Annotated in this window: 13 protein-coding genes, 1 tRNA gene and 4 pseudogenes; 8 read left to right on the forward strand and 10 right to left on the reverse strand. The window is 41.8% G+C overall.

All coding sequences use genetic code 11. From position 1 onward, the window contains the following. Window position 1: 1 nt before the first annotated feature. Window positions 2-907, reverse strand: a complete 906-nt coding sequence (gene omp33-36 / locus AC0T5Z_RS01015) for a porin Omp33-36 (RefSeq protein WP_435337467.1) — start codon at window positions 905-907, stop codon at window positions 2-4. Between the two features lie 1,245 nt (window positions 908-2,152). Here omp33-36 and AC0T5Z_RS01020 point away from each other — a divergent pair. Further along, window positions 2,153-3,856: a GGDEF domain-containing protein gene (locus AC0T5Z_RS01020; protein ID WP_435337465.1), complete on the forward strand. Its 1,704-nt coding sequence runs from the start codon at window positions 2,153-2,155 to the stop codon at window positions 3,854-3,856. 124 nt (window positions 3,857-3,980) lie between these two features. Here AC0T5Z_RS01020 and uvrA read toward each other — a convergent pair whose 3' ends face one another. The 4 genes and pseudogenes from uvrA to AC0T5Z_RS01040 form a co-directional block, all read right to left on the reverse strand. Continuing rightward, on the reverse strand, window positions 3,981-6,815 hold the full coding sequence (gene uvrA, locus AC0T5Z_RS01025; RefSeq protein ID WP_435337466.1) for an excinuclease ABC subunit UvrA: 2,835 nt from the start codon (window positions 6,813-6,815) through the stop codon (window positions 3,981-3,983). 142 nt (window positions 6,816-6,957) lie between these two features. After that, window positions 6,958-7,323 (reverse strand): annotated as a pseudogene (locus AC0T5Z_RS01030) (thiaminase II/PqqC family protein); the annotation flags it as partial. Between the two features lie 53 nt (window positions 7,324-7,376). Next, window positions 7,377-8,523: pseudogene (locus AC0T5Z_RS01035) on the reverse strand (IS3 family transposase). Window positions 8,524-8,611: 88 nt separating this feature from the next. Continuing rightward, window positions 8,612-8,932: pseudogene (locus tag AC0T5Z_RS01040) on the reverse strand (thiaminase II/PqqC family protein); the annotation flags it as partial. A gap of 303 nt (window positions 8,933-9,235) precedes the next feature. On the opposite strand from AC0T5Z_RS01040, the pseudogene AC0T5Z_RS01045 reads away from it, so the two are divergent. The 7 genes and pseudogenes from AC0T5Z_RS01045 (at window position 9,236) to AC0T5Z_RS01075 (ending at window position 17,248) form a co-directional block, all read left to right on the forward strand. After that, a pseudogene (locus AC0T5Z_RS01045) lies at window positions 9,236-10,320 on the forward strand (DUF475 domain-containing protein). Between the two features lie 214 nt (window positions 10,321-10,534). Next, entirely contained in the window at window positions 10,535-11,899 is a 1,365-nt protein-coding gene (locus AC0T5Z_RS01050) for an MFS transporter (RefSeq protein ID WP_435337792.1), read from the forward strand. Between the two features lie 51 nt (window positions 11,900-11,950). Continuing rightward, the gene (gene ssb, locus AC0T5Z_RS01055; protein WP_291336541.1) at window positions 11,951-12,502 is read left to right on the forward strand and encodes a single-stranded DNA-binding protein; all 552 of its coding nucleotides are present in this window, start codon (window positions 11,951-11,953) and stop codon (window positions 12,500-12,502) included. Between the two features lie 241 nt (window positions 12,503-12,743). Then, window positions 12,744-13,307 (forward strand): alkyl hydroperoxide reductase subunit C, encoded by a 564-nt coding sequence (ahpC, locus tag AC0T5Z_RS01060; RefSeq protein WP_291336543.1) that lies wholly within the window; start codon window positions 12,744-12,746, stop codon window positions 13,305-13,307. Window positions 13,308-13,506: 199 nt separating this feature from the next. Beyond that, window positions 13,507-14,391, forward strand: coding sequence for a pirin family protein (locus AC0T5Z_RS01065; RefSeq protein ID WP_435337793.1), 885 nt, complete (start codon window positions 13,507-13,509; stop codon window positions 14,389-14,391). A 421-nt stretch (window positions 14,392-14,812) separates the two neighbouring features. Continuing rightward, window positions 14,813-16,120, forward strand: coding sequence for an FAD-dependent oxidoreductase (locus AC0T5Z_RS01070; RefSeq protein ID WP_291336547.1), 1,308 nt, complete (start codon window positions 14,813-14,815; stop codon window positions 16,118-16,120). 297 nt (window positions 16,121-16,417) lie between these two features. Continuing rightward, complete coding sequence (locus tag AC0T5Z_RS01075) at window positions 16,418-17,248, forward strand: SAM-dependent methyltransferase (RefSeq protein WP_291336549.1); 831 nt, start codon at window positions 16,418-16,420, stop codon at window positions 17,246-17,248. Between the two features lie 65 nt (window positions 17,249-17,313). Here AC0T5Z_RS01075 and AC0T5Z_RS01080 read toward each other — a convergent pair whose 3' ends face one another. The 5 genes from AC0T5Z_RS01080 to AC0T5Z_RS01100 form a co-directional block, all read right to left on the reverse strand. Then, window positions 17,314-18,918, reverse strand: coding sequence for an IS66-like element ISAba25 family transposase (locus AC0T5Z_RS01080; protein WP_473786257.1), 1,605 nt, complete (start codon window positions 18,916-18,918; stop codon window positions 17,314-17,316). A gap of 74 nt (window positions 18,919-18,992) precedes the next feature. Next, complete coding sequence (gene tnpB / locus AC0T5Z_RS01085) at window positions 18,993-19,382, reverse strand: IS66 family insertion sequence element accessory protein TnpB (protein ID WP_086361331.1); 390 nt, start codon at window positions 19,380-19,382, stop codon at window positions 18,993-18,995. Further along, window positions 19,325-19,708 carry an IS66-like element accessory protein TnpA gene (gene tnpA / locus AC0T5Z_RS01090; RefSeq protein ID WP_000210517.1) on the reverse strand — a complete coding sequence of 128 codons (384 nt, stop codon included), beginning with the start codon at window positions 19,706-19,708 and terminating at the stop codon, window positions 19,325-19,327. The genes tnpB and tnpA overlap by 58 nt, the downstream gene beginning before the upstream one ends. A 406-nt stretch (window positions 19,709-20,114) precedes the next feature. Then, window positions 20,115-20,190, reverse strand: a tRNA-Thr gene (locus AC0T5Z_RS01095). 208 nt (window positions 20,191-20,398) lie between these two features. Then, a complete protein-coding gene (locus AC0T5Z_RS01100) occupies window positions 20,399-20,626 on the reverse strand; it encodes a hypothetical protein (RefSeq protein WP_004970172.1) in 228 nt (75 codons plus the stop codon). Window positions 20,627-20,648: the final 22 nt, after the last annotated feature.

The raw sequence follows: 20,648 nt of genomic DNA on the forward strand, positions 1-20,648 counted from the left end.
ATTAGAAACGGAATTTAGCGTTTACACCCACAGTTTGAGTGTCAAGTACATCAGCGTCTTCTTCTGCTGCTTTAGCTGCTTCGAAGTTTGCATTTACATAGCTTGCACCTACTGAAACCGCAGGAGTGATGAAGTAGTTTACGTTCGCGCCCCAAGCTTTATTTGGAGAATCGTTGTAGCTTGATTCCATGTATGAAGCACCAACGCTAAGTGCTGGTGTTAAATAAAGATCAGTTTTTAAGTTATAAGCAGTGCTTTCACCGTAAACTATACCTGCTTCAAAACCAACAGCCATATTTGTGCCATCGATTGCACCTACGTATTTTGTACGTGCAGTGATTGCGTCTTGGTCTTGAGCAATTGTGCCTGACTCAAGCGCTGCTTTAGCAACACCATTAGCAAGGATATTGAAAGCATCTAAAGAATATTGATCGGCAACGCTTGTATAACCTACAGCAACCAAGAAGTTAGGCGCTACAACTGCACCAAGTTCTAAGGCATAACGGTCGCCATTATCATTGTCTTGACCACCTTTACCATCTGTGATGGTGTGGTTATATGCTGCACTTGCATAAACAGGTACAAGCTTAGTTGGTACATACGCTTCAGCTTTAGCGCCATAAACATGAGATACGAAATCTGCTTTGTCAGCATCTACATCGTATTCACCATAGTTGTATGCTAAAGAGAAGTTAGACGCTTGGTTTAAGAATGCAGCTTCAGCCAATGGACCTTTAGTTGCATCAACATTTTTGAAGTAGTAAGTACCTTGAACAGCACCAGTGAAATTCTTATCGTTTACTGTATTGTCGATGTATTCAGATTGACCTTGAACTTCGAATTGGTACGCTTGAGCACCGGTCATGGCTAATAATAATGCAGTGGCTAAACCGAGTTTTTTCATGATAGATACCAGTTTTGTTAAAAATGGATGAAACGCCGATCATTTTAGTGTAACAATTTATTAAGTCAATCAACCAACAGGACTCTATTAAAAGAATTAAGTCCAATTGACTTTGTTATTCAAAAAATATTCAAATAGATTTTTTGCGACCTATCTAAAAACTGTATGCATAACAAGTCTATATGTTTATTTTTGCGACAAAAGCAGAAATAATGAGTAACGTTTTAATCATTTTAAACGATCATTTTTATTAAAACTATCTATAATATTGATTAATAGAGTGTGAAGAATAACGAAAAAATCTAGCCATTTTAGGTAAGAATTATGATTTTTGGGTGAAAAATAAGCAATAAAGAAGGCTTGTTCAGACTGAATTTGAGTGGAATTATTAGGATAATGTGAGTTTAATCACATTTATTCTTGTATTTGTATAAAAATAAATCAGACTAGTTGACTAAGCTTGACATAAACTGTGATTTATTTCATAATTGCAACATGTAGACCTACTACTCGAGTTGGGTTTGAAAACTATGTGACTTATCTCATAATTTAGCATTCAAATCCTGAACTTGCTTGACCTAGTAGTGCGATATGATTCTCCATACTTGTTTCGTTTTATCTGCCCAACTTTCCCCAAGGTTGGGTTTTTTTTTGCAAGTGGCAACGCAATCTGATTTTTTAATAATTGCACTAATATGGTGCAATAAAACAGTGTGAAGTGATCGAAACCCATAAAAAAACCCCAGTTTTCTTTCAAAAACTGGGGTTTTTCGCCAAAATTTGCGGGTAAATTTAGTTTACTGCTGAGGAAAAACTAAACTCGCCCCAATGAGGTGCATTATGCACCCAAATGTTGCATCTGTAAAATACTTTCTGCATGCTGAAACATTATTTTTGTATTTGTCGTTTAAGCAAATGGGTTACGGGGATGCGCTTGGAAGTTTTCTTGAGTGAGCTGATTGAGTTAGACAGGTCTGAAATAACAGCCCCAATTTTGCTGCTATTGCGTTATGTACCAGTCATTAGAATGACCAAATTTTCTGTCCCATGCCTTAGATCAGCTAAAAAACCTTGCAAGATCACTCTCACGTCGCGAACATAGACGCAGTGTTAACAAACCCTAAAATAAAAGTGAATTAATTATCTTTTTTTGTAACTATTTTAAAGGTTACTCATGTAATATAGCCGCCGATTAAGTGATCAAGTTCACGATTTTGCACAGTGATAATGACGTAGGTGAAACTTAGCATGATGATGAAGTTGCGCTCAGAGCATATTAGTCAGCGACTGTTGATTTCGATGATCATTATTATTGTCTCATTACTTTTTATTTCTGTTCCTTTAATTGTAAATAGTTATCAAAGTTATAAAAGAGCTGAGCGCGCTTTAATTGAAATTTCAGTCTTGCGTAATGTAGCTGAGCTGACCAACAATATTTCGCGTGAGCGTGCGCCTGCCAATCAAGTCATGTCGAGTACGCCCGAGAAAAGAGCAGAATATATTCAAGAATTAAAACGCTATCGAGCCAACGTCGATCAGCAAATTGAAGAAACTGCTCAACTACTCAAGCGCAATGGTTTTATTCCGCATGCGCAGCATTTGTCACTTCAATTAAAATCTTCGTTAAAAGAGGGACGTGATGCGGTAGATGCTTATGCTGCAACTCCTCAGTCTTCTCGCAGTTCAGCTCAATTGGATCATGCTATTCAGAAAATGTTTGCTGCTTGGGATAGTTCTCAGTATGTATTGAAGCATGTGATGTTGGATTCTGTGGGCAAAGATTCGCGTGCGTCAACTTATTATAGTGTGATTTTTATTTTATCTGATTTGCGTGATCAAGCTGGGCGTGTGGCATCGAATATTATGGCTGCCATCACTTTTGGCGAAAAAATTCCAGCGGAAAACTTAGCTAATTCCTTACAAAACCAGCGTCAAGCTTATTACTTATGGGACTTGGTGCATACGATTTTGCCTGAAGCACATAAAGTGCCTGAATACACAGCTTTACATAATCGCTTAAAGACTGAGTTTTTAGATCAAGGGATTCCAATCGTGAAGCAACTGATGGAGCAAAGCTTACAGGGTGAAGCTTATTCTTTGACGGGCACACAATTGACCGAAGTTGTGGTGAATAAATTTAGCACCGTGGTCGACTTACAAAATTACTTGTTGGATTATAGTTTGACCTTAGCTAAAAAAGATTATTTCAAAGCGCAGCTAAAACTTGTTTTAACCTTGGTGGTCGCATTGATTTCTTTGATGGCCGCTATTTTTATCATGGTCTATGCGCGCTCGAAGGTTTTTATTCCTTTAATTCATGCACGCAGCCAAATTTTGCGCTTGGCAGCTTATGATGATGAAGCTCAAGGCAGGCAAAATTCAGACAAGGTAACGCTTCTAGAGGCCATTCAAAAACTAAAACAACGCCTAGAGCAACGCGATATTTTAGAATTGCAGCTGCGTAATATTGCCAATACCGATGTCTTAACGGGCGTTTCCAACCGTTTGGCACTTGAAGAATACATTAAATATTTGGAACATCGACCTGAAAAATTGACCAAAACTGGTCTGATTATTGTGGATGTGGACAAATTCAAGCATATTAACGATACCTACGGGCATGTGGTGGGTGACCAAGCTATAAAATGTATTGCCGATACGCTCAAGGCGCATGTCCGTGATTCAGACTTGGTGGTGCGTTATGGTGGCGATGAGTTTTTGGTTTTGATTGAGCAAATAGAATTTACTGAGGCGCTGTATTTGGCAGATAAATTGCGCTCTCATATTGTGAATCAGGAATTTTTTATTCCAGAACTGAATGATTATATTCAAGTATCGGTCAGTGCTGGCGTGGCGGTGGGTGCTGCATCATGGAGCAGCTTGTTAAAAAAAGCCGATAAGCATTTATTTAGAGCCAAAGCACGTGGGCGCAATGTTGTTGCTGGTGACTAAGTCACAATCATAGGCTTTCTCTGGTATTTCCGAAATGATAAAAAGCGTAGCTTGAAAGATTCAGCGCAACCTTACGCCGAATCTAGATTTAATTTGAATGAGCCAGAAACTGCAATAGTCTGTTTTAGCCTTTCAGCATTGGTTTTAAGAATTTTGCTGTGTGTGAAACTTTAGATTTTGCGACAGTTTCAGGTGTGCCTTCGGCAATGATTTGTCCACCGCCTGCACCGCCTTCAGGGCCTAAGTCGACAATCCAGTCTGCAGTTTTAATCACATCTAGATTGTGTTCAATCACCACAATGGTATTACCCTTATTGCGTAGCTCATGCAAGATATCGAGCAATTTGGCAATGTCATGGAAATGCAAACCAGTGGTCGGTTCATCCAGTACATATAGGGTTTTGCCTGTATCTCGCTTGGCCAGTTCACGTGCCAGTTTCACGCGCTGTGCTTCTCCGCCAGATAAAGTCGTGGCAGATTGTCCAAGACGAATATAACCCAAGCCCACCTGATTTAACGTTTCCAAACGACGATGAATCACGGGAATGGCATCAAAGAAATGCATAGCATCTTCAACGGTCATTTCCAAAACATCAGAAATATTGCGACCTTTATAACTGACTTCCAAAGTTTCGCGATTATAGCGTTTACCATGACAGGCATCACAAGGTACATACATATCTGGCAAAAAGTGCATTGCAACTTTAATCATACCATCGCCCTCACAGGCCTCGCAGCGTCCACCTTTGACGTTAAAGGAGAAGCGTCCTGCTGCATAACCACGTGCTTTGGCTTCAGGGGTTTGCGCAAACAGCTCACGAATTGGAGTGAACAAACCTGTATAGGTCGCTGGGTTCGAGCGTGGCGTTCGCCCAATCGGGCTTTGGTCAATATCCACCACTTTATCTAAATATTGTAGACCATCAATCGAGTCGAATTTTTCTGCGTTTAAGGTGGTGGCACCATTTAATTGAGTTGCAGCCAAAGGCAACAAAGTGCGGTTAATTAAGGTGGATTTGCCCGAACCTGACACGCCTGTGACACAAGTCATCACGCCTAAAGGCAAAGTGAGATCCACTTTTTTTAGATTGTGTCCTGCTGCGCCCATGAGTTTAATTTGTTGTTCAGGATGTGGCGGTTGGGTACGCGTTTTCGGCACTTCAATTTTTAATTTGCCCGATAAATACTGCCCTGTGAGTGAGTCTGCATGTTCGGCTAATTCTGCATAAGTACCTTCGGCAATAATATGTCCACCATGTACACCTGCGCCTGGACCAATATCAATAATATGGTCGGCAGCACGAATCGCATCTTCATCATGTTCTACCACCAACACCGTGTTGCCCAAATCACGTAAACGAATCAGAGTTTCTAGCAATCGGTCATTGTCACGTTGGTGCAAGCCAATTGAAGGTTCATCTAGCACATACATCACGCCCATAAGCCCTGCACCAATTTGAGATGCCAAGCGGATACGCTGTGCTTCACCGCCCGAAAGCGTTTCGGCAGAGCGTGATAGGCTCAAATAATTCAAACCTACCGATACTAGAAAATGTAAGCGTTCACGAATTTCTTTAAAGATTTTATCTGCAACTTCACCTTTGGCGCCATCCAGATTCAGCCCTTGATAGTACTGCTCGGCATCGCCAATTGACATTTGGGTAATTTGGGCAATGGTTTTGTCTTTCACGCGAACATTGCGAGAGATTTCATTTAAGCGTGAGCCACTGCAGGCATCACAGGCCGCATTAGATAAATACTGCGCCAAATCGTCACGTACATAATTACTTTCGGTTTCACGGTAACGACGTTCTAAATGAGGCAACACGCCTTCAAAAGCAATTACACGTTTATGGTGGCGTCCACGTTCATCGGTATAGCTCAGATCTATTTTGTCTTTGCCAGTGCCGTACAGAAATTTCTTTTGGGTCGCGCTGTCGAGCTGATTCCATGCAGTGTCGAGTGAAAGTTCATAATGTGCTGCGACTTTTTCTAGCATGCTGTAATAATACGGACGCTGTCTGTCCCAGCCGCGAATAGCGCCCTGACTGATTGAAAGTTCAGGGGTTGGAATGAGTTTTTCCGCACTGAAATGGCTACGTGTTCCTAAACCATCACAAGTTGGACAAGCACCAAAAGGGTTGTTAAATGAGAACAGGCGCGGTTCAAGTTCTGCTACGGCACGGTCACATTGTGGGCAAGAGTGCTTGGCTGAAAAAATACGATCAGGTTGTTCCGCGTTCATCCACGATAAAATGGCTAAATCTCCACCCAAACGCAGCGCGGTTTCAAAGCTTTCAGCAATACGGTTGCCTAAATCATCTCGGACTTTAAAACGGTCTACCACCACTTCAATGGTATGTTTTTTCTTTTTGTCGAGTTCTGGTGGTGGGTCAATATCCATGACTTCGCCATCAACTCGGGCGCGTACAAAACCCTGACTTTGTAGCTGTTCAAACAGATGCACATATTCGCCTTTACGCTCACGAATTACAGGCGCGAGTAGCATTAAAGCAGTGCCTTCTTCCAGTGCTTTTACAGCATCGACCATTTCTGAAACAGTTTGCGCCACCATTGGTAAATCATGTTCAGGACAGTAAGGTGTGCCGACACGTGCATACAGTAAACGCAAATAGTCGTAAATTTCGGTAATGGTACCCACGGTTGAACGCGGGTTATGGCTGGTCGATTTCTGTTCAATGGCAATTGCGGGACTTAGACCTTCAATCGAGTCGACTTCAGGTTTTTCCATTTGCGATAAAAACTGACGTGCATAGGCAGAAAGTGATTCGACATAACGACGCTGCCCTTCGGCATAGAGGGTATCAAACGCCAGTGAAGATTTTCCTGAACCAGATAAACCCGTAATCACCACAAATTTATCGCGTGGAATATCAAGGTTCACGTTTTTTAGGTTATGGGTACGTGCACCTCGAATACGGATATGACTTTGGCTCATAAAAACTTCTCGATATTTTGCAAATGAAAAACCTATATATGATAGCGCATGAAAATTGTTCAAGTGTTATTTTTCATGCTTTATCGGTCATGGCTTGTCGCACCTTATGGAATGATTCACATACGCTGCGTGAGGGCGGCCGTTAAGCTTGATCTAAACCTGGCCACTGACGTTGATGGTAGGCGCTATCCCAAAATAACCATTCCAGTTCTGCGGCTTTGGTGTAAGCGTGGTGCATTTTTTCAAGGGTATCGGCATCACATCGCGCAGCAACACGGTCAATGGTTTGAATCACGTTATTAACCGCAGTGTGGAATTCTTCGCCTGAATAGGTATCAACCCATGCCTGATAGGGATTATTCGGTGCAGAGTTATTGACGATATCTTTACCGACTTCGGCATAAATCCAGAAACATGGCAGCAGGGATGCCAATACCACTGGATAGCTTTCCGACCATGCGGTTGCGACTAAATAAGAGGTGTAATGATGGCAGGCAAGGAGAGGTGGTCCCACTTGTTTGAACAACTAAAAGCGTATTTATAAGTGATATTCCGCTCTAGTTAAGCCACCTTGTTTTGTTGGGGTAGCTGATCATAGTAAAACTCATTTAGCCTTGCGAAGCAGTGCTTCTCATGTCTAGACTCGAATGAGGTCGTTTCAAATTATAAAACTCAAAATATGCACTTAATTGCTTTTTCGCATCTGTGACACTGCTATAAGCTTTGAGATACACCTCTTCATATTTAACGCTCCGCCATAATCGTTCAACCATCACATTATCTACCCATCGACCTTTACCATCCATACTGATTTGAATGCCATTTGATTTCAATACATCAATAAATGCATCACTGGTGAACTGACTGCCTTGGTCTGTATTCAATATTTCAGGTGATCCATATTTTTCAATCGCTTCATTTAAAACCGAAATACAAAAATCCACCTCCATACTAATCGATACCCTATGCGCAAGTACCTTGCGGCTATGCCAATCAATCACAGCACATAAATAAACAAAGCCTTTTGCCATAGGGATATACGTTATATCCGTAGACCACACTTGATTACTGCGCTGAATAGCCAACCCTTTGAGCAGATATGGATATTTACGGTGAGCTTGATTAGCCTGGCTTAAATTTGGTTTGCAATATAACGCCTGAATACCCATTTTCTTCATTAAAGTACGTGTATGACGTCGTCCTATATGATGCCCTTGACGATTCAACAAATCACGCATCATACGACTGCCTGCAAAAGGATATTGCATATGTAATTCATCAATACATCGCATCAGCTTCAGATCTGATGAGCTAACAGGTTTTGGGCGATAATAATAACAACCACGGGAGACTTTCAGCAGCTTAGCTTGCTTAGATACTGAAATCTGAAGTGAGTCGTCGATTAACTTTTGTGGTTGAAGCGGCCCAGTTTCTTCAACACACCTTCTAAAAAATCAATTTCTAATGCCTGCTCACCGATTTTTGCATGTAACTTTTTAAGATCAATGGGGGGTTCTGATGGAGCTTTTGATTGATCGAAAGCTTGCGAGGAAGCTGAGATCAATTGATTTTTCCAGTCAATAATTTGGTTTTGATGAACATCAAATTCAGCACTCAATTCAGCAAGTGTTTTTTCTGCTTTAATCGCAGCAAGTGCTACCTTAGCTTTAAAATCATTTGAATGATTTCTTCTTGGTCTACGTGCCATAAAATACTCCATATATTGATGTTTATAACATCATTTGAGGAGCAGAATATCACTTATAGGAGTTGTTCAAATTTTACGGATCCATCTCTAGGGTCAGCGGAGTATTTTCAAATTCCTGTTTGGAAATATCAAACTCCTGCATAAAGCTGTCATGTAAGGTACGCTCCACTACAATTGCAATTTTGGCGGCATTTGCAAACTGAATAATATCATCTGCATCAAAAGCCTTGGCCGCACAGACTGCCAGAGCGCGCCCGTAGGCAATTAAGTAATGTGAATCTTGAATCACATAATGCGCAAAAGCAGCTTTACTTAAGGTGCCTTGTGCTAATTCCTGATTAAACGGTAAAGCGAGCGTCTTATGATAAAGGGCAAGGTTACGTTGCCAAACGTCTTGAGAAAAGCGCATCCTAAATTCCTAATATGTCGTTGCATTTCACTATAGCAGTTTGGGAACGGAAAGCACGGTTTTCGCGGTATCTGATCGGGAAACCCAAAATCATACGAAGAATTTTGCCGAAGTTGAGAAAAAAGCGTCATAATTGCAGCATAAAATTTTACATTCTCCGTTTTTGTCAGATTTAAAACTCGGGCAATTCAAATTTCAGAATTTTTGCATCTGTTAAATCTTAATAAAACTGTACTTTGTATTGCTGGTACAAATTCGGCAGATGAAAAATTCAGATCAAAATATAGTGATAGGTCGTTTCTCATGATGAAACATTTTGGTTTCTCAATCGTATTTTCGATAGTGTGTCTTGCGCTATCTGCATATTGGGGCTATACCCATGGCCCAGAAGCAGGTGTGCAAACCATGCTTACCGCACTGACCATTACCGCAATTTTGGCGATTATGGAAGTGTCTTTGTCGTTTGATAACGCAGTGGTGAATGCCTCAGTGCTGCGCGGTTGGGATCATTTCTGGAAAATGCTGTTTTTAACCGTGGGGATTATTATTGCGGTTTTTGGCATGCGTTTAATTTTTCCTGTGGTCATTGTGGCAGTCACTGCCGATATGGGCATGATGGAAGTGGTGCAACTGGCATTGAATGATCCGAAGCAATATTCAGCTAAACTCATGGCACATCACCCTGAAATTGCAGCATTTGGTGGCGCATTCTTGTTGATGGTCTTCCTCAACTTTTTCTTGGATGATGAAAAAGACACGCATTGGTTCAGATGGTTGGAACGTCGTTTGAGCAATTTGGCAAGCGTACCTGCGATGTCGGTATTTTTGGCCTTGGTGACGCTGTTAATCATGGCGGCAAATGTGGTGGAAGATAAACGCCTTGTGGTCACGATGGCGGGTATTTGGGGCATCGTGATTTATATTGGCGTACAAGTACTGAGCCACATGCTGGGTGGTGAACCAGAGGTGGACGAACAGGGCAATGCCGTACGTCATGACGAAAACGGCGTACCGACAGGCGTGGTGAAAGCGGGTATTGGGGGCTTTTATATCTAGAAGTGCTTGATGCTTCGTTCAGTTTTGATGGAGTGATTGGTGCATTTGCAATCACCTCTGACGTCGTGATCATCATGTTAGGTTTGGCGATTGGTGCAATTTTTGTGCGTTCGATGACAATTTATCTGGTCGAAAAAGGCACCTTGGATGCTTATATTTACCTTGAACACGGTGCGCACTACGCGATTGGTGCGTTGGCTTTTATTATGATTGCCAGCGGTACAGGCTTGCATGTGCCAGAAGTGGTGACAGGTCTAATTGGTGTTGCCTTTATTGTTTGGGCAGTGATTGCATCCATTCAATTTAAAAAGCGTCAGGCAAAAGTGGGCTAAGGCTATGATGATGTCTGTTACTGTATTACCGTGAAATCAAAGAGTTATACAGTAACGAAAACTGTATAAAATATAAATTTGGGTGCACAACGTTGTGCCCTTTTTTATTGAAATCGAAAGCTTGTTGAATAAACATCTGGAAAAATCAGCATCCTTAAGCTGAATGTTGTAGGATATCTGCAAATTCAAAATTATTTAGTTTTAGTCGATTGATATGATGAATGCCTTAGAACGCCGCTCGACCTTTGCTTTAAGCAGTATTTTTGCATTGCGCATGTTGGGTCTGTTCATGATTATTCCTGTATTTTCAGTGGCAGGGCAGTCATATCAATACGCAACTCCTGCACTGATTGGTCTTGCCGTTGGTGTTTATGGACTCACCCAAGCCATTTTACAAATTCCATTTAGCTTAATTGCAGACCGTTATAGCCGTAAGCCATTGGTGGTTTTTGGCTTATTACTGTTTGCTTTAGGTGGTGCAATTGCAGCCATGTCCGACACCATTTATGGCGTGATTATTGGACGTGCCATTGCAGGTGGTGGCGCGGTATCCGCTGTGGTGATGGCATTGTTGGCCGATGTGACCCGTGAAGAAAACCGCATGAAAGCCATGGCGGTGATGGGGATGAGTATAGGCATGTCCTTTGTGGTGGCCTTTAGTTTAGGGCCATGGCTTACGGGTTGGGTCGGTATTTCAGGACTGTTTTGGGTGACTACAGTGATGGGGTTGGCAGCGATTCTCATGCTGTTATTGGTGCCTAAAGTCACGCGCCATCATCGTAATTTTCAGCAAGGCTACATCACTCAGTTAAAGCAAGTCCTGAAAATGGGCGATTTAAACCGCCTGCATGTATCGGTATTTACCCTACATTTATTGCTTACTGCCATGTTTATTTATGTACCTTCGCAATTAATCAAATTTGCTGATATTCCTTTGCAGCATCATGGTTGGGTGTATTTGCCATTGTTGTTGGTTAGTCTGTTCGTGGCATTCCCAAGCATTGTTCTGGCAGAAAAATATCGCAAAATGCGTGGCATTTTCCTGACCGCCATTGCAGGTATCATTTTAGGTTTGTTGGTGCTGATTTTTGGGTTTGAATCGAAGTACATCCTTTTATTGGGTTTGGGCTTATTCTTTATCGCTTTTAACGTTATGGAAGCGTTATTACCTTCGTGGTTGTCAAAAGCTGCGCCAATTCAATCTAAAGCCACCGCGATGGGTGTGAATGCGAGCAGTCAGTTTTTGGGCGCATTCTTTGGTGGGATGATTGGTGGGCAATTATTGATGCTCAACCACACCGCATTGGGTTGGAGTATTTTGACCGCGATTGCTATAATTTGGCTGCTTGTTAGTTTTGGATTGGCGCAGCCGCGCTACCTTTCGTCTTTGGTCTTGCGCTTGCCTGAGAATCGAGAAACAGATGAATGGACTTCTCAGTTATTGGCAATTCGTGGTATTGAAGAGGTCGTGGTGATGTCTGACCAACAAGTGGCGTATGTAAAGGTTGATAAACAGCATATTGATGATGCTGCGCGACAACAATTAACGCACTTGTTTGGGAAAGAGGTAGCCATTTAAGCATAACTCTTATAAAGTAAATAATAGAAACAAATAGGAAGAAAACATCTAATGCGTGGTGTAAATAAAGTCATATTAGTGGGTACTTTAGGTCGTGATCCTGAAACAAAAACTTTCCCAAATGGTGGTTCTCTCACTCAATTTTCTATCGCAACCAGTGATGTCTGGACAGACAAAAATACAGGTGAGCGTAAAGAGCAAACAGAGTGGCATCGCATTGTTTTACATAACCGTTTAGGCGAGATTGCACAGCAATATTTACGCAAAGGTTCAAAAGTGTATATCGAAGGTTCATTGCGAACGCGTCAGTGGACCGATCAAAACGGTCAAGAGCGTTACACTACTGAAATTCGTGGTGATCAAATGCAAATGCTCGATTCGGGTAATCGTGGACAATCTGACCAACAAGATGGCGGTTTTGCTCAACCACGTTTTAACAATAACCAAGCTCCAGCCACAGGTTATGCGAATCAAAATCAAGGCGGTTCTAACCAAAATCACGGTGGCGGCTATGCCAACAATAACCCGAGTGGCTTTGCACCGAAGCCACAAGCTGCGCCTGCAACTGCACCAGCAGATTTAGATGATGACTTGCCGTTCTAGATCATATATATGATCTAAAACGGAAAATCATCATCCAAACCCTTTGTTTCTACAAAGGGTTTTTTAGTACCAATATTCAGCAAATATCTGTTTTCTCAATTAAATCTTCAACTATAATAGGATTCTTAATTCATAAAACCGATTATTTTTATAAAAAAGTACTGTTTTACCGATTCCTTGGTTTTTCGTATTCTAGCTAAACAAGATAAGCAATCCCCCGAAACGAATTGAGGAATCATCCATGAGTTTAATCAATACCCAAGTCAAAGCATTTAACGCAACCGCTTACCATAATGGTCAATTTATTGAAGTATCTGAGCAAGACTTTATTGGTAAATGGTCAGTGGTGTTTTTCTACCCTGCAGATTTCACTTTTGTGTGCCCAACTGAACTTGCAGATTTAGCCGATCAATATGCTGAATTCCAAAAAATGGGTGTGGAAATTTACTCAGTTTCTACAGACACGCATTTTACCCATAAAGCATGGCACGACACTTCAGAAGAAATCAAAAAAATTCAATATCCAATGATTGGCGACCCAACTTGGACTTTGGCTAAAAACTTTGAAGTGCTGATTGAAGCAGAAGGTTTGGCAGATCGTGGTACTTTCGTGATTGACCCTGAAGGGAAAATCCAAATTGTAGAAATTAATGCAGGCGGTATTGGTCGTGACGCGCAAGAATTGTTGCGTAAAGTGAAAGCAGCGCAATATGTGCATGCACACCCCGGCGAAGTTTGCCCTGCTAAGTGGAAAGAAGGCGATGCAACCTTAGCACCATCTATTGATTTGGTCGGAAAAATCTAATCGAATCATCACACTCAATTTTAAAAATCCAGAACTTCGTTTCTGGATTTTTTATGCCCATGATTTGTGACCCTGTGTAGCCTCAGTTTCAGCACGATTATTCCATTCTTGCAATGCTGTATGCCAAATTTGCACTAGGTTGTGGTGCGATGAGCGATTAAGATTAAAGCATCTATTCTCCTAGCAATAGGTGTGACACATGAAAAAAATAATCGGTTTATATCGCAACCAAAATATGCATTGGGTGGGCGATGGTTTTCCCGTTAAAAATCTATTTTCTTATGACCGTTTAGGTCAGGCGATCAGTCCATTTTTACTCTTGGATTATGCAGCGCCGTATCATTTTGATGCAACTACGGCACAGCATGGTGTGGGTTCGCATCCACATCGTGGTTTTGAAACAGTGACGCTTGCCTATCAAGGCGAAGTAACGCATAAAGATTCGGCAGGCGGTGGTGGCACCATCAAAAAAGGTGATGTACAGTGGATGACAGCAGGCGCAGGTGTAGTGCATGAGGAGTTTCACTCTAAAGACTATGCAGCACAAGGCGGGTTGTTTGAAATGGTACAGCTTTGGGTCAATTTGCCTGCCGCAGATAAAATGACGACACCACGTTATCAAGCCATTGAATCTCAAAATATTCCGAAAATTGAGTTTGAAAATCAGGCGGGGCATTTACGCATTATTGCAGGTCAGTACGCCGAGCAATCTGGACCTGCTAGCACCTTTAGCCCTGTTAATGTTTGGGATGGGCAACTGAAAGCCGCACAGACCCAAGTGCTGCATGTGCCTGTAGACCACAATACTTTATTGGTGGTGTTGGCTGGTGAAGTGCAAGTTAATGGCAGCCAACTTGTGCAAGATCATTCAGTGGTCTTGTTTGCTCAAGATGGCGAAGCGTTAATTCAGCTTGAAGCACTGCAAGATACGCATTTTTTAGTGCTGACAGGCAAGCCACTAAATGAACCTATTCAAGGCTATGGTCCATTTGTCATGAATACCAAGCAGGAAATCATTCAAGCTTTTGAAGATTTTAATCAAGGTAAGTTTGGTGCAATTCCCGTGCAACATCAAGTGGGTTAAGCTTTAAAAATCTTAGCCAAGAAAAAAGCCTCATGTCGATGTCCCGACAGAGGCTTTTGTTGTTCTGGCGCTGTCAAATTTCTAGTTTTAGCGGATTGATCATATTCTTTATGATAATTAGCTGTGATGTAGTTATTATTTTTGTGCTTACTATCATATCGTTTAGACATTTATTTGTAAAACGAAATTATAAAATTGGTGAATTTATCTACATGGTTTAGAACGCTATTTATAAAATTTATCGAATAATTTGAATGAATTATAACGCTTATTTAAGCTGTTTCTGATTGTTAAAAATTGTCATCATATTGCCAATGTACTTTGTGTTGTTTCTCTGTGAAAAGTACACAATCTGGTAGTTTTTAATAGCTCATTTTTCTTAGGCATGGTTCATAATTTCATAAAGTATGTAAAAAGATGGATGATCGGTTTGGATATCGCAGTGATCGGTAGTGGTATGGCTGGACTGGCTACCGCAAGAATTCTTAAAGATGCAGGGCATAACATTACAATTTTTGAGGCGCTGCCTGGTCGTGGAATGGACAGTCATAGCATCGAATTTGAAGGTGGTTTAATTGATGCGCCGTTAAGGGTCATGAATCCACATTTGTGGAAAAACACCCTCAGTTTAGCGACACATTTAGGGATTAAAACTTATCCTGTGCGTACATATATGGCGTGCAGTTGGTTATTTGAAGATCGTACGGAAACTTGGTTGACCACAAGCCGTACTCGTATTGGTAATTTTCCCATCATTAATAACCGTAAAGGAATCCAACAATACGGCTGGCGTTTGGTGAAAGGCATGTTGCAGTTAAAAACGGCCATTGCTAAATTTTTCAAATCCAAGAACCAAGACATGACCCTTGCGGAATTTATCAATCGCAACGAAATTGAAGAAGTGTTTTGGCATGGTGCAGTGATGCCAGTGCTTTACACCATTTGTACTTGTGACCCTAAGACCATTGGTGAATGGCCAGCAAAACCATTGTTGGTGTTTTTACGCCAATTAACTGATGGTGATGCGTTATTGCGTTTACAAGGGGGCACGCCCGCATTAGTTGATAAGTTGATTGAAGGCATTAATATTCAAAGTGGTGCAGCGATTACTCACGTTCATCAACAAGAAGAAGGTGTGGTTGTTGAAAATTCTGCAGGTCAGTCGCAAACATTTGACCGTGTGGTGATTGCAACGCCAACTACTAAAGTTCAAGACTTCTTAGATAATCAACAATTTGCTGAAGATATTGAATTGCTTAAACAATTTAAATTCGAGCAGGGTGATTTAGTGATTCACACCGATCAAACGGTGATGCCGCCAAAACGTAAAGACTGGTCTGTTTTAAGTTATATGATGGATCGTAAATTTACACGTCAGCAATTTACGGTGTGGCTTAACTCGATTGAACCAACGCTGGTCGGCAAATCTCCAGTATTCCAAACATGGCGTCCAGTCACACCAATTGATCCGAAAAAGATCATTTCAACGGTGACTTTAACCCGCGCTGTAGTGGATTCAAAGACGGTGGCATTAAACAAAGAGTTGCAGCAACGCCATCACCAAGACAATCGTAAAGTATTCTTCTGTGGTTCATGGTCTTGTGATGGTTTGCCAATTTTAGAATCTGCAGTGACTTCAGCCATGCATATTGCAGAAATTTTTGGTGCACCATTACCGTTTATTGATTTGAAACCACAAGTTGAGGTTGCGCCACAATTAGGGTATTAAGTTTAGGGTCTGTTGATATTTCATAAATGGTTTGTGCTGTAGGCTAAAACTGAGCAGATCAGGCATGAAACGCAGGGAATAGTGGGTCTATTGCCAAGTTTCATAACGCAATCTGAGAAAGTTTTAGCCACAGCCTTTCAGGACAAGTATATTTTTTGCTGCTATTGCGTTATGAGTCAGTCATTTAGAATGACTAAATTTCCTGCCTCATGCCTTATATCAGCTAAAAAATATGCGTTGTCGCAAACATAGATGAATTATCAACAGACCCTCTTTTTTGAATTAGACTGAGTCAGCATGAAATGGCAACAGGTGATACGACAGCATTTTCCAAAACATAAATATGCCATTCAAGCGGCATATTTGGGAGATACTTCCGCGTTGCCGTGGAGCAACCTAGGTTATTGGTCAGATGCAGTGGGATATGATTATCCCGCTGCATGTCAAAATTTAGCCGCGCATTTGGCAGCAGCAGTCCGTTTAAATTCAAAAGATGCTGTGTTGGATTTAGGCTGTGGGCAAGGTGCCAGTCTTAAATACTGGTTAGAACACTATCAAGTACAACAGCTTGAGGCTATTGAGCTTCAAGATCATCATGTGCAGTCGATTCGACACCATTTAAATTCAAATATTAAAATTCACGCTGCTTCATTTTTAAATTTAAAAGCACTTTTTGCACAACCCCGTTTTGATGTGGTGTTCTGTATCGATGCAGCATATCACAGTCATTTGAATTCATTTTTAAGTCAGGTCAGTACAGTTTTGAATTCAAATGGACGTTTGGGCTTTCATTATTTAATTTGGACAGAGCAAGCGCCAATGCATACATTCAAACAGCTGCAATATCATGCCTTATTAAAATCCGCCGATGTCAATTTTAAAGATCTAATGTCTGAAAGTCAGCTTCGGGCAGTCTTAGCACAGTTTGAATTTAAACAGATTCGGGTAGAAGATTTATCGGCACAGGTTCTAGCAGGTTTTGCTGATTATGTGAATCAGCATCTCAGGCATCGAGTGCAAACGCGAGATGCAGACTGGTTTAAAATTGCCATGACCGCACGTTTATGTGCCAAGCTCTATGCAGATGGCTGGATTAAATATGTGCAGGTGAGTGCGGAAAAAGCTTAATCTATCGTAATCGGCTGATAGATGATGAAATTTTGTAAGCGTCCGCTGAATCCCATACCTATTTTTTAATTCGATTTAGGTTTCCAGCAGTGCGGCAGCAATTCTTCAATTTGGGTCACTTTGTGTGTCGGTAACCTTTTCAGCACATCACTTAAATAGGCATACGGATCCAAGCCATTCAGCTTTGCTGACTGGATTAAAGTCATGATGTTTGCCGCTCGCTGACCACTGCGCAGCGAACCTGCAAACAGCCAGTTCTTGCGTCCCAACGCCCAGGGACGCATCTGATTCTCTACCCAATTGTTGCATATCGGTAGATTGCCATCATCCAGATAGCGGCTTAAGGCTGGCCAACGCTTCAGAGTGTAATTGATAGCCTTGGCGGTGGGAGAACTCGATGGCACTGTCAGATGATGTTGGTTGAGCCATTCATATAGTTGTTGCATCACTGGTTGACTATGCTGTTGTCGGTATTCGCGGCGGTCTTCCGCTGTACCATCGGTCTTTTTCCTGAGTTCTGCTTCTATCGCATACAGTTTCTGAATCAGCACTAAGGCCTGTTCAGCAACCTGACTTTTCCCAGTTACATGCAGTTCATGGAATTTACGACGTGCATGGGCCATGCACCCTACCTCAATCACCTGGCCTGATTTAAAACGTGCTTTATAACCACTGTAATCATCACAGACTAGATAGCCCTGCCAGCCTTTCAAGAACTCTTCAGCATGCTGGCCTGAACGACTATCCTGAAAGTCATAGATCACCGCCTGAACTGGATTGTACTGTGTGGTGGCATAGGCCCAGACATAACCTTTCTTCGGTTTTTTATTATTCTCACCCATCCGCATGATGGTGACCGGTGTTTCATCTGCATGCAGCACCCGCTGTTGCAGCACCACCTCTTTTAAGGCATTGGCCAGAGGTTCCAGTTCTACACCGCAGCGACCTATCCAGTCAGATAAAGTTGATCTAGAAAGTTCGATTCCCGCCCGCTGATAGATCAGACGTTGACGGTACAGCGGCAAATGATCGGCATACTTCGATACCAGCACATGGCTGAGCAATTCAGGTGAAGCAATGCCTTTATCAATCACATAGGCGGGCATCGCTTGCTGAGTCAGAGTGTCACACTGATCACAGACCCATTTACCACGCACATGCTGTTCCTTATAGAACTGTGCCGGTCTGAAATGCAGTTTTTCACTGACATCTTCGCCGATACGACGGAGTTGGCAGCCACAAGCACATTGGGTTGATGCAGGTTCATGCTCAATACGGATGGTGTGTAGATGATCTGGCAGTGGTCGACGTTTAGGTTTATTGGTTTTGGCTTTCTGTGTCGCTGCATTGGTTTTATCTGCATTTAGCCGTTCCAGTTCTAGATCAACCGCGGCAATATCTTCTTCAACCGCTTCATCCCACAGATGGATTTGTTTTGCCGTTAAGTGTTCATTCTTTTGGGCGAATTCGTGCTTTTTAAACAGCGCCAGTTCATGCTCGTATTTTTGATTGAGAATAGAAAGATGCTGAACTTTGGCATCCAATTGCTGGTTTGATTTTTCTAATTCTTGATTTGATTGTGCCAGAGACTGATGCTGCATCGCCAACTGCCGGGTAAATTCCAGCAGTTGTTCATGGGTCAGTTGGCTTAAGTCAGGCAGCGTATTCATGACCGCAGTATGCCTGAGGTCATGACGCAGAGGAAATAGAACGTTTGGAGAATAGCAGAATAGCCGAGCTTGGTTTAGAGCATTGTTACCACTTGCTGTCGTCCAATGCGCTGCCAGGGCAAACCCTGGATCAGTGCCTGTAACTGTTCCGGGCTGAGGGCCACGGTTTCACCCTGGTGAACTTTAGCCCAGTGAAATTTGCCCTGTTCCAGCCGCCGGGCACACAGCCAGATGCCCAGTCCATCATGCACCAGTACTTTCATGCGATGGCCACGTTTATTACAGAACAGGTAAGCACAATGCGGTTTGATGTAGCCAAAGGCTTTCATAATCTGCGCCATGACCGTATCCATCCCTGCTCGCATATCCAGAGGTTGGGTAGAAAGCCAGATTTCATCAATGCGGATCATGTTGCAAGTGCCTTGAGTAATTCTGCTAAAGCAGATATTTCTGATACTTGCCATTTCAAGCCAATTTCTGCTTTTGAGTGGGGTAAAGTAATTTGAACCGTTAACATGTCAGTAGGAGTAGGATCTAATGGTGCAGAGCAAGATAAGGCAATAAATGCAGGTTTATTCGGTAGTGGTGAGCGATCATTCCCTGGCTTAGCATCAATTAAGCGAATCCATTTGGATACAAGATTTGTATTCAATCCATGTTGCAAAGCGACCGAAGCAATTGAAACGTCCGGTGCTTTACAAGCCTGAACGATCTGCTGTTTAAATTCAGCACTGTATGTTCTTCGTTTTTTCGCAAGAGATGCGATGGATGTCTGATTATTTGTAGTCATAAATTTAAGTCCCCACTTGTTTCTAAGTGGGGACTAAATTAAGGCTTATAGGATGAATTCAGAAGGTGTGTTCAGCGGACGCTTACGAAATTTTTCGGTGTTGGCGGTTTCCATGATTGGTTTTAAATCTCACCTACCACATCAAACTGCTTCGGTAAAATTTTTGCGCCATTGGGGGTTTAAGTTTTGCAGATAGATCGATGCACTGAATAAATTGGTAATTCGGACAGAATGAGGAAGATAAAATAGACTTCTTGCGTTAGTCAAATTTTAAGCAGCCAAAAGCTATATTTTATGAGGTTTTAGGCGATTCAAAAATTAGACAAAACTATACTTTCGCAAGAGGTCTAATATACGTTTATATAAACAAAAAACCTCATAAATTAGAAGCTTATGAGGTTTAATATGGTGCCGGCACACGGATTCGAACTGTGGACCTACTGATTACAAGTCAGTTGCTCTACCAACTGAGCTATGCCGGCGTTGTGTAGAGAATTTTACAGAATTTTTACCTGTGCGCAAGCCAAAAAGTAACCGTTTAATGTAGGGCATAGCGTTTTTGCAGATTTTGTATGCAGTGTTTGGCATATTACAAATGAGGAAATTACACAGAAGCTTTTGAAGGAAATGAGCCCAGCGTGTGGTGGACTCATTGAAGAAAATAACTTGAAATGATGTGTGAAAAAGTGATTATTTATTTCTTAAGATGCGGTCTAAATCCTGTGCACATTCTTCTAAGGTAAAGGCCATATCAAGTTGCATTTGTGGTTTGAGTTCATTTGCGAGCGTTCTCCATTGTTCAATTAGGCGAATGGCTTTTTGAATCTTATGTTTGTTGATGTCTTTGGCGATGGTAGGCGTATATCCTCCACGTTTAGCATTTTTAATTTGTTTGACATAATTTTGGCTGTTATTCATGTTCGCTCCCGAATAGCAGTTA

The sequence above is a fragment of the Acinetobacter pengchengensis genome, from assembly GCF_982235305.1.

Excerpts from the sequence above, each read along its gene's own strand:
- tnpB (WP_086361331.1), bottom strand. The coding sequence starts at position 19,382 with ATGGCAAGTATCAGAAATATCTGCTTTAGCAGAATTACTCAAGGCACT.
- AC0T5Z_RS01050 (WP_435337792.1), top strand. The coding sequence starts at position 10,535 with ATGATGAATGCCTTAGAACGCCGCTCGACCTTTGCTTTAAGCAGTATT.
- ssb (WP_291336541.1), top strand. The coding sequence starts at position 11,951 with ATGCGTGGTGTAAATAAAGTCATATTAGTGGGTACTTTAGGTCGTGAT.
- AC0T5Z_RS01020 (WP_435337465.1), top strand. The coding sequence starts at position 2,153 with ATGATGATGAAGTTGCGCTCAGAGCATATTAGTCAGCGACTGTTGATT.
- uvrA (WP_435337466.1), bottom strand. The coding sequence starts at position 6,815 with ATGAGCCAAAGTCATATCCGTATTCGAGGTGCACGTACCCATAACCTA.
- tnpA (WP_000210517.1), bottom strand. The coding sequence starts at position 19,708 with ATGACTACAAATAATCAGACATCCATCGCATCTCTTGCGAAAAAACGA.
- AC0T5Z_RS01070 (WP_291336547.1), top strand. The coding sequence starts at position 14,813 with ATGATCGGTTTGGATATCGCAGTGATCGGTAGTGGTATGGCTGGACTG.
- ahpC (WP_291336543.1), top strand. The coding sequence starts at position 12,744 with ATGAGTTTAATCAATACCCAAGTCAAAGCATTTAACGCAACCGCTTAC.
- AC0T5Z_RS01065 (WP_435337793.1), top strand. The coding sequence starts at position 13,507 with ATGAAAAAAATAATCGGTTTATATCGCAACCAAAATATGCATTGGGTG.
- AC0T5Z_RS01100 (WP_004970172.1), bottom strand. The coding sequence starts at position 20,626 with ATGAATAACAGCCAAAATTATGTCAAACAAATTAAAAATGCTAAACGT.
- AC0T5Z_RS01075 (WP_291336549.1), top strand. The coding sequence starts at position 16,418 with ATGAAATGGCAACAGGTGATACGACAGCATTTTCCAAAACATAAATAT.
- AC0T5Z_RS01080 (WP_473786257.1), bottom strand. The coding sequence starts at position 18,918 with ATGAATACGCTGCCTGACTTAAGCCAACTGACCCATGAACAACTGCTG.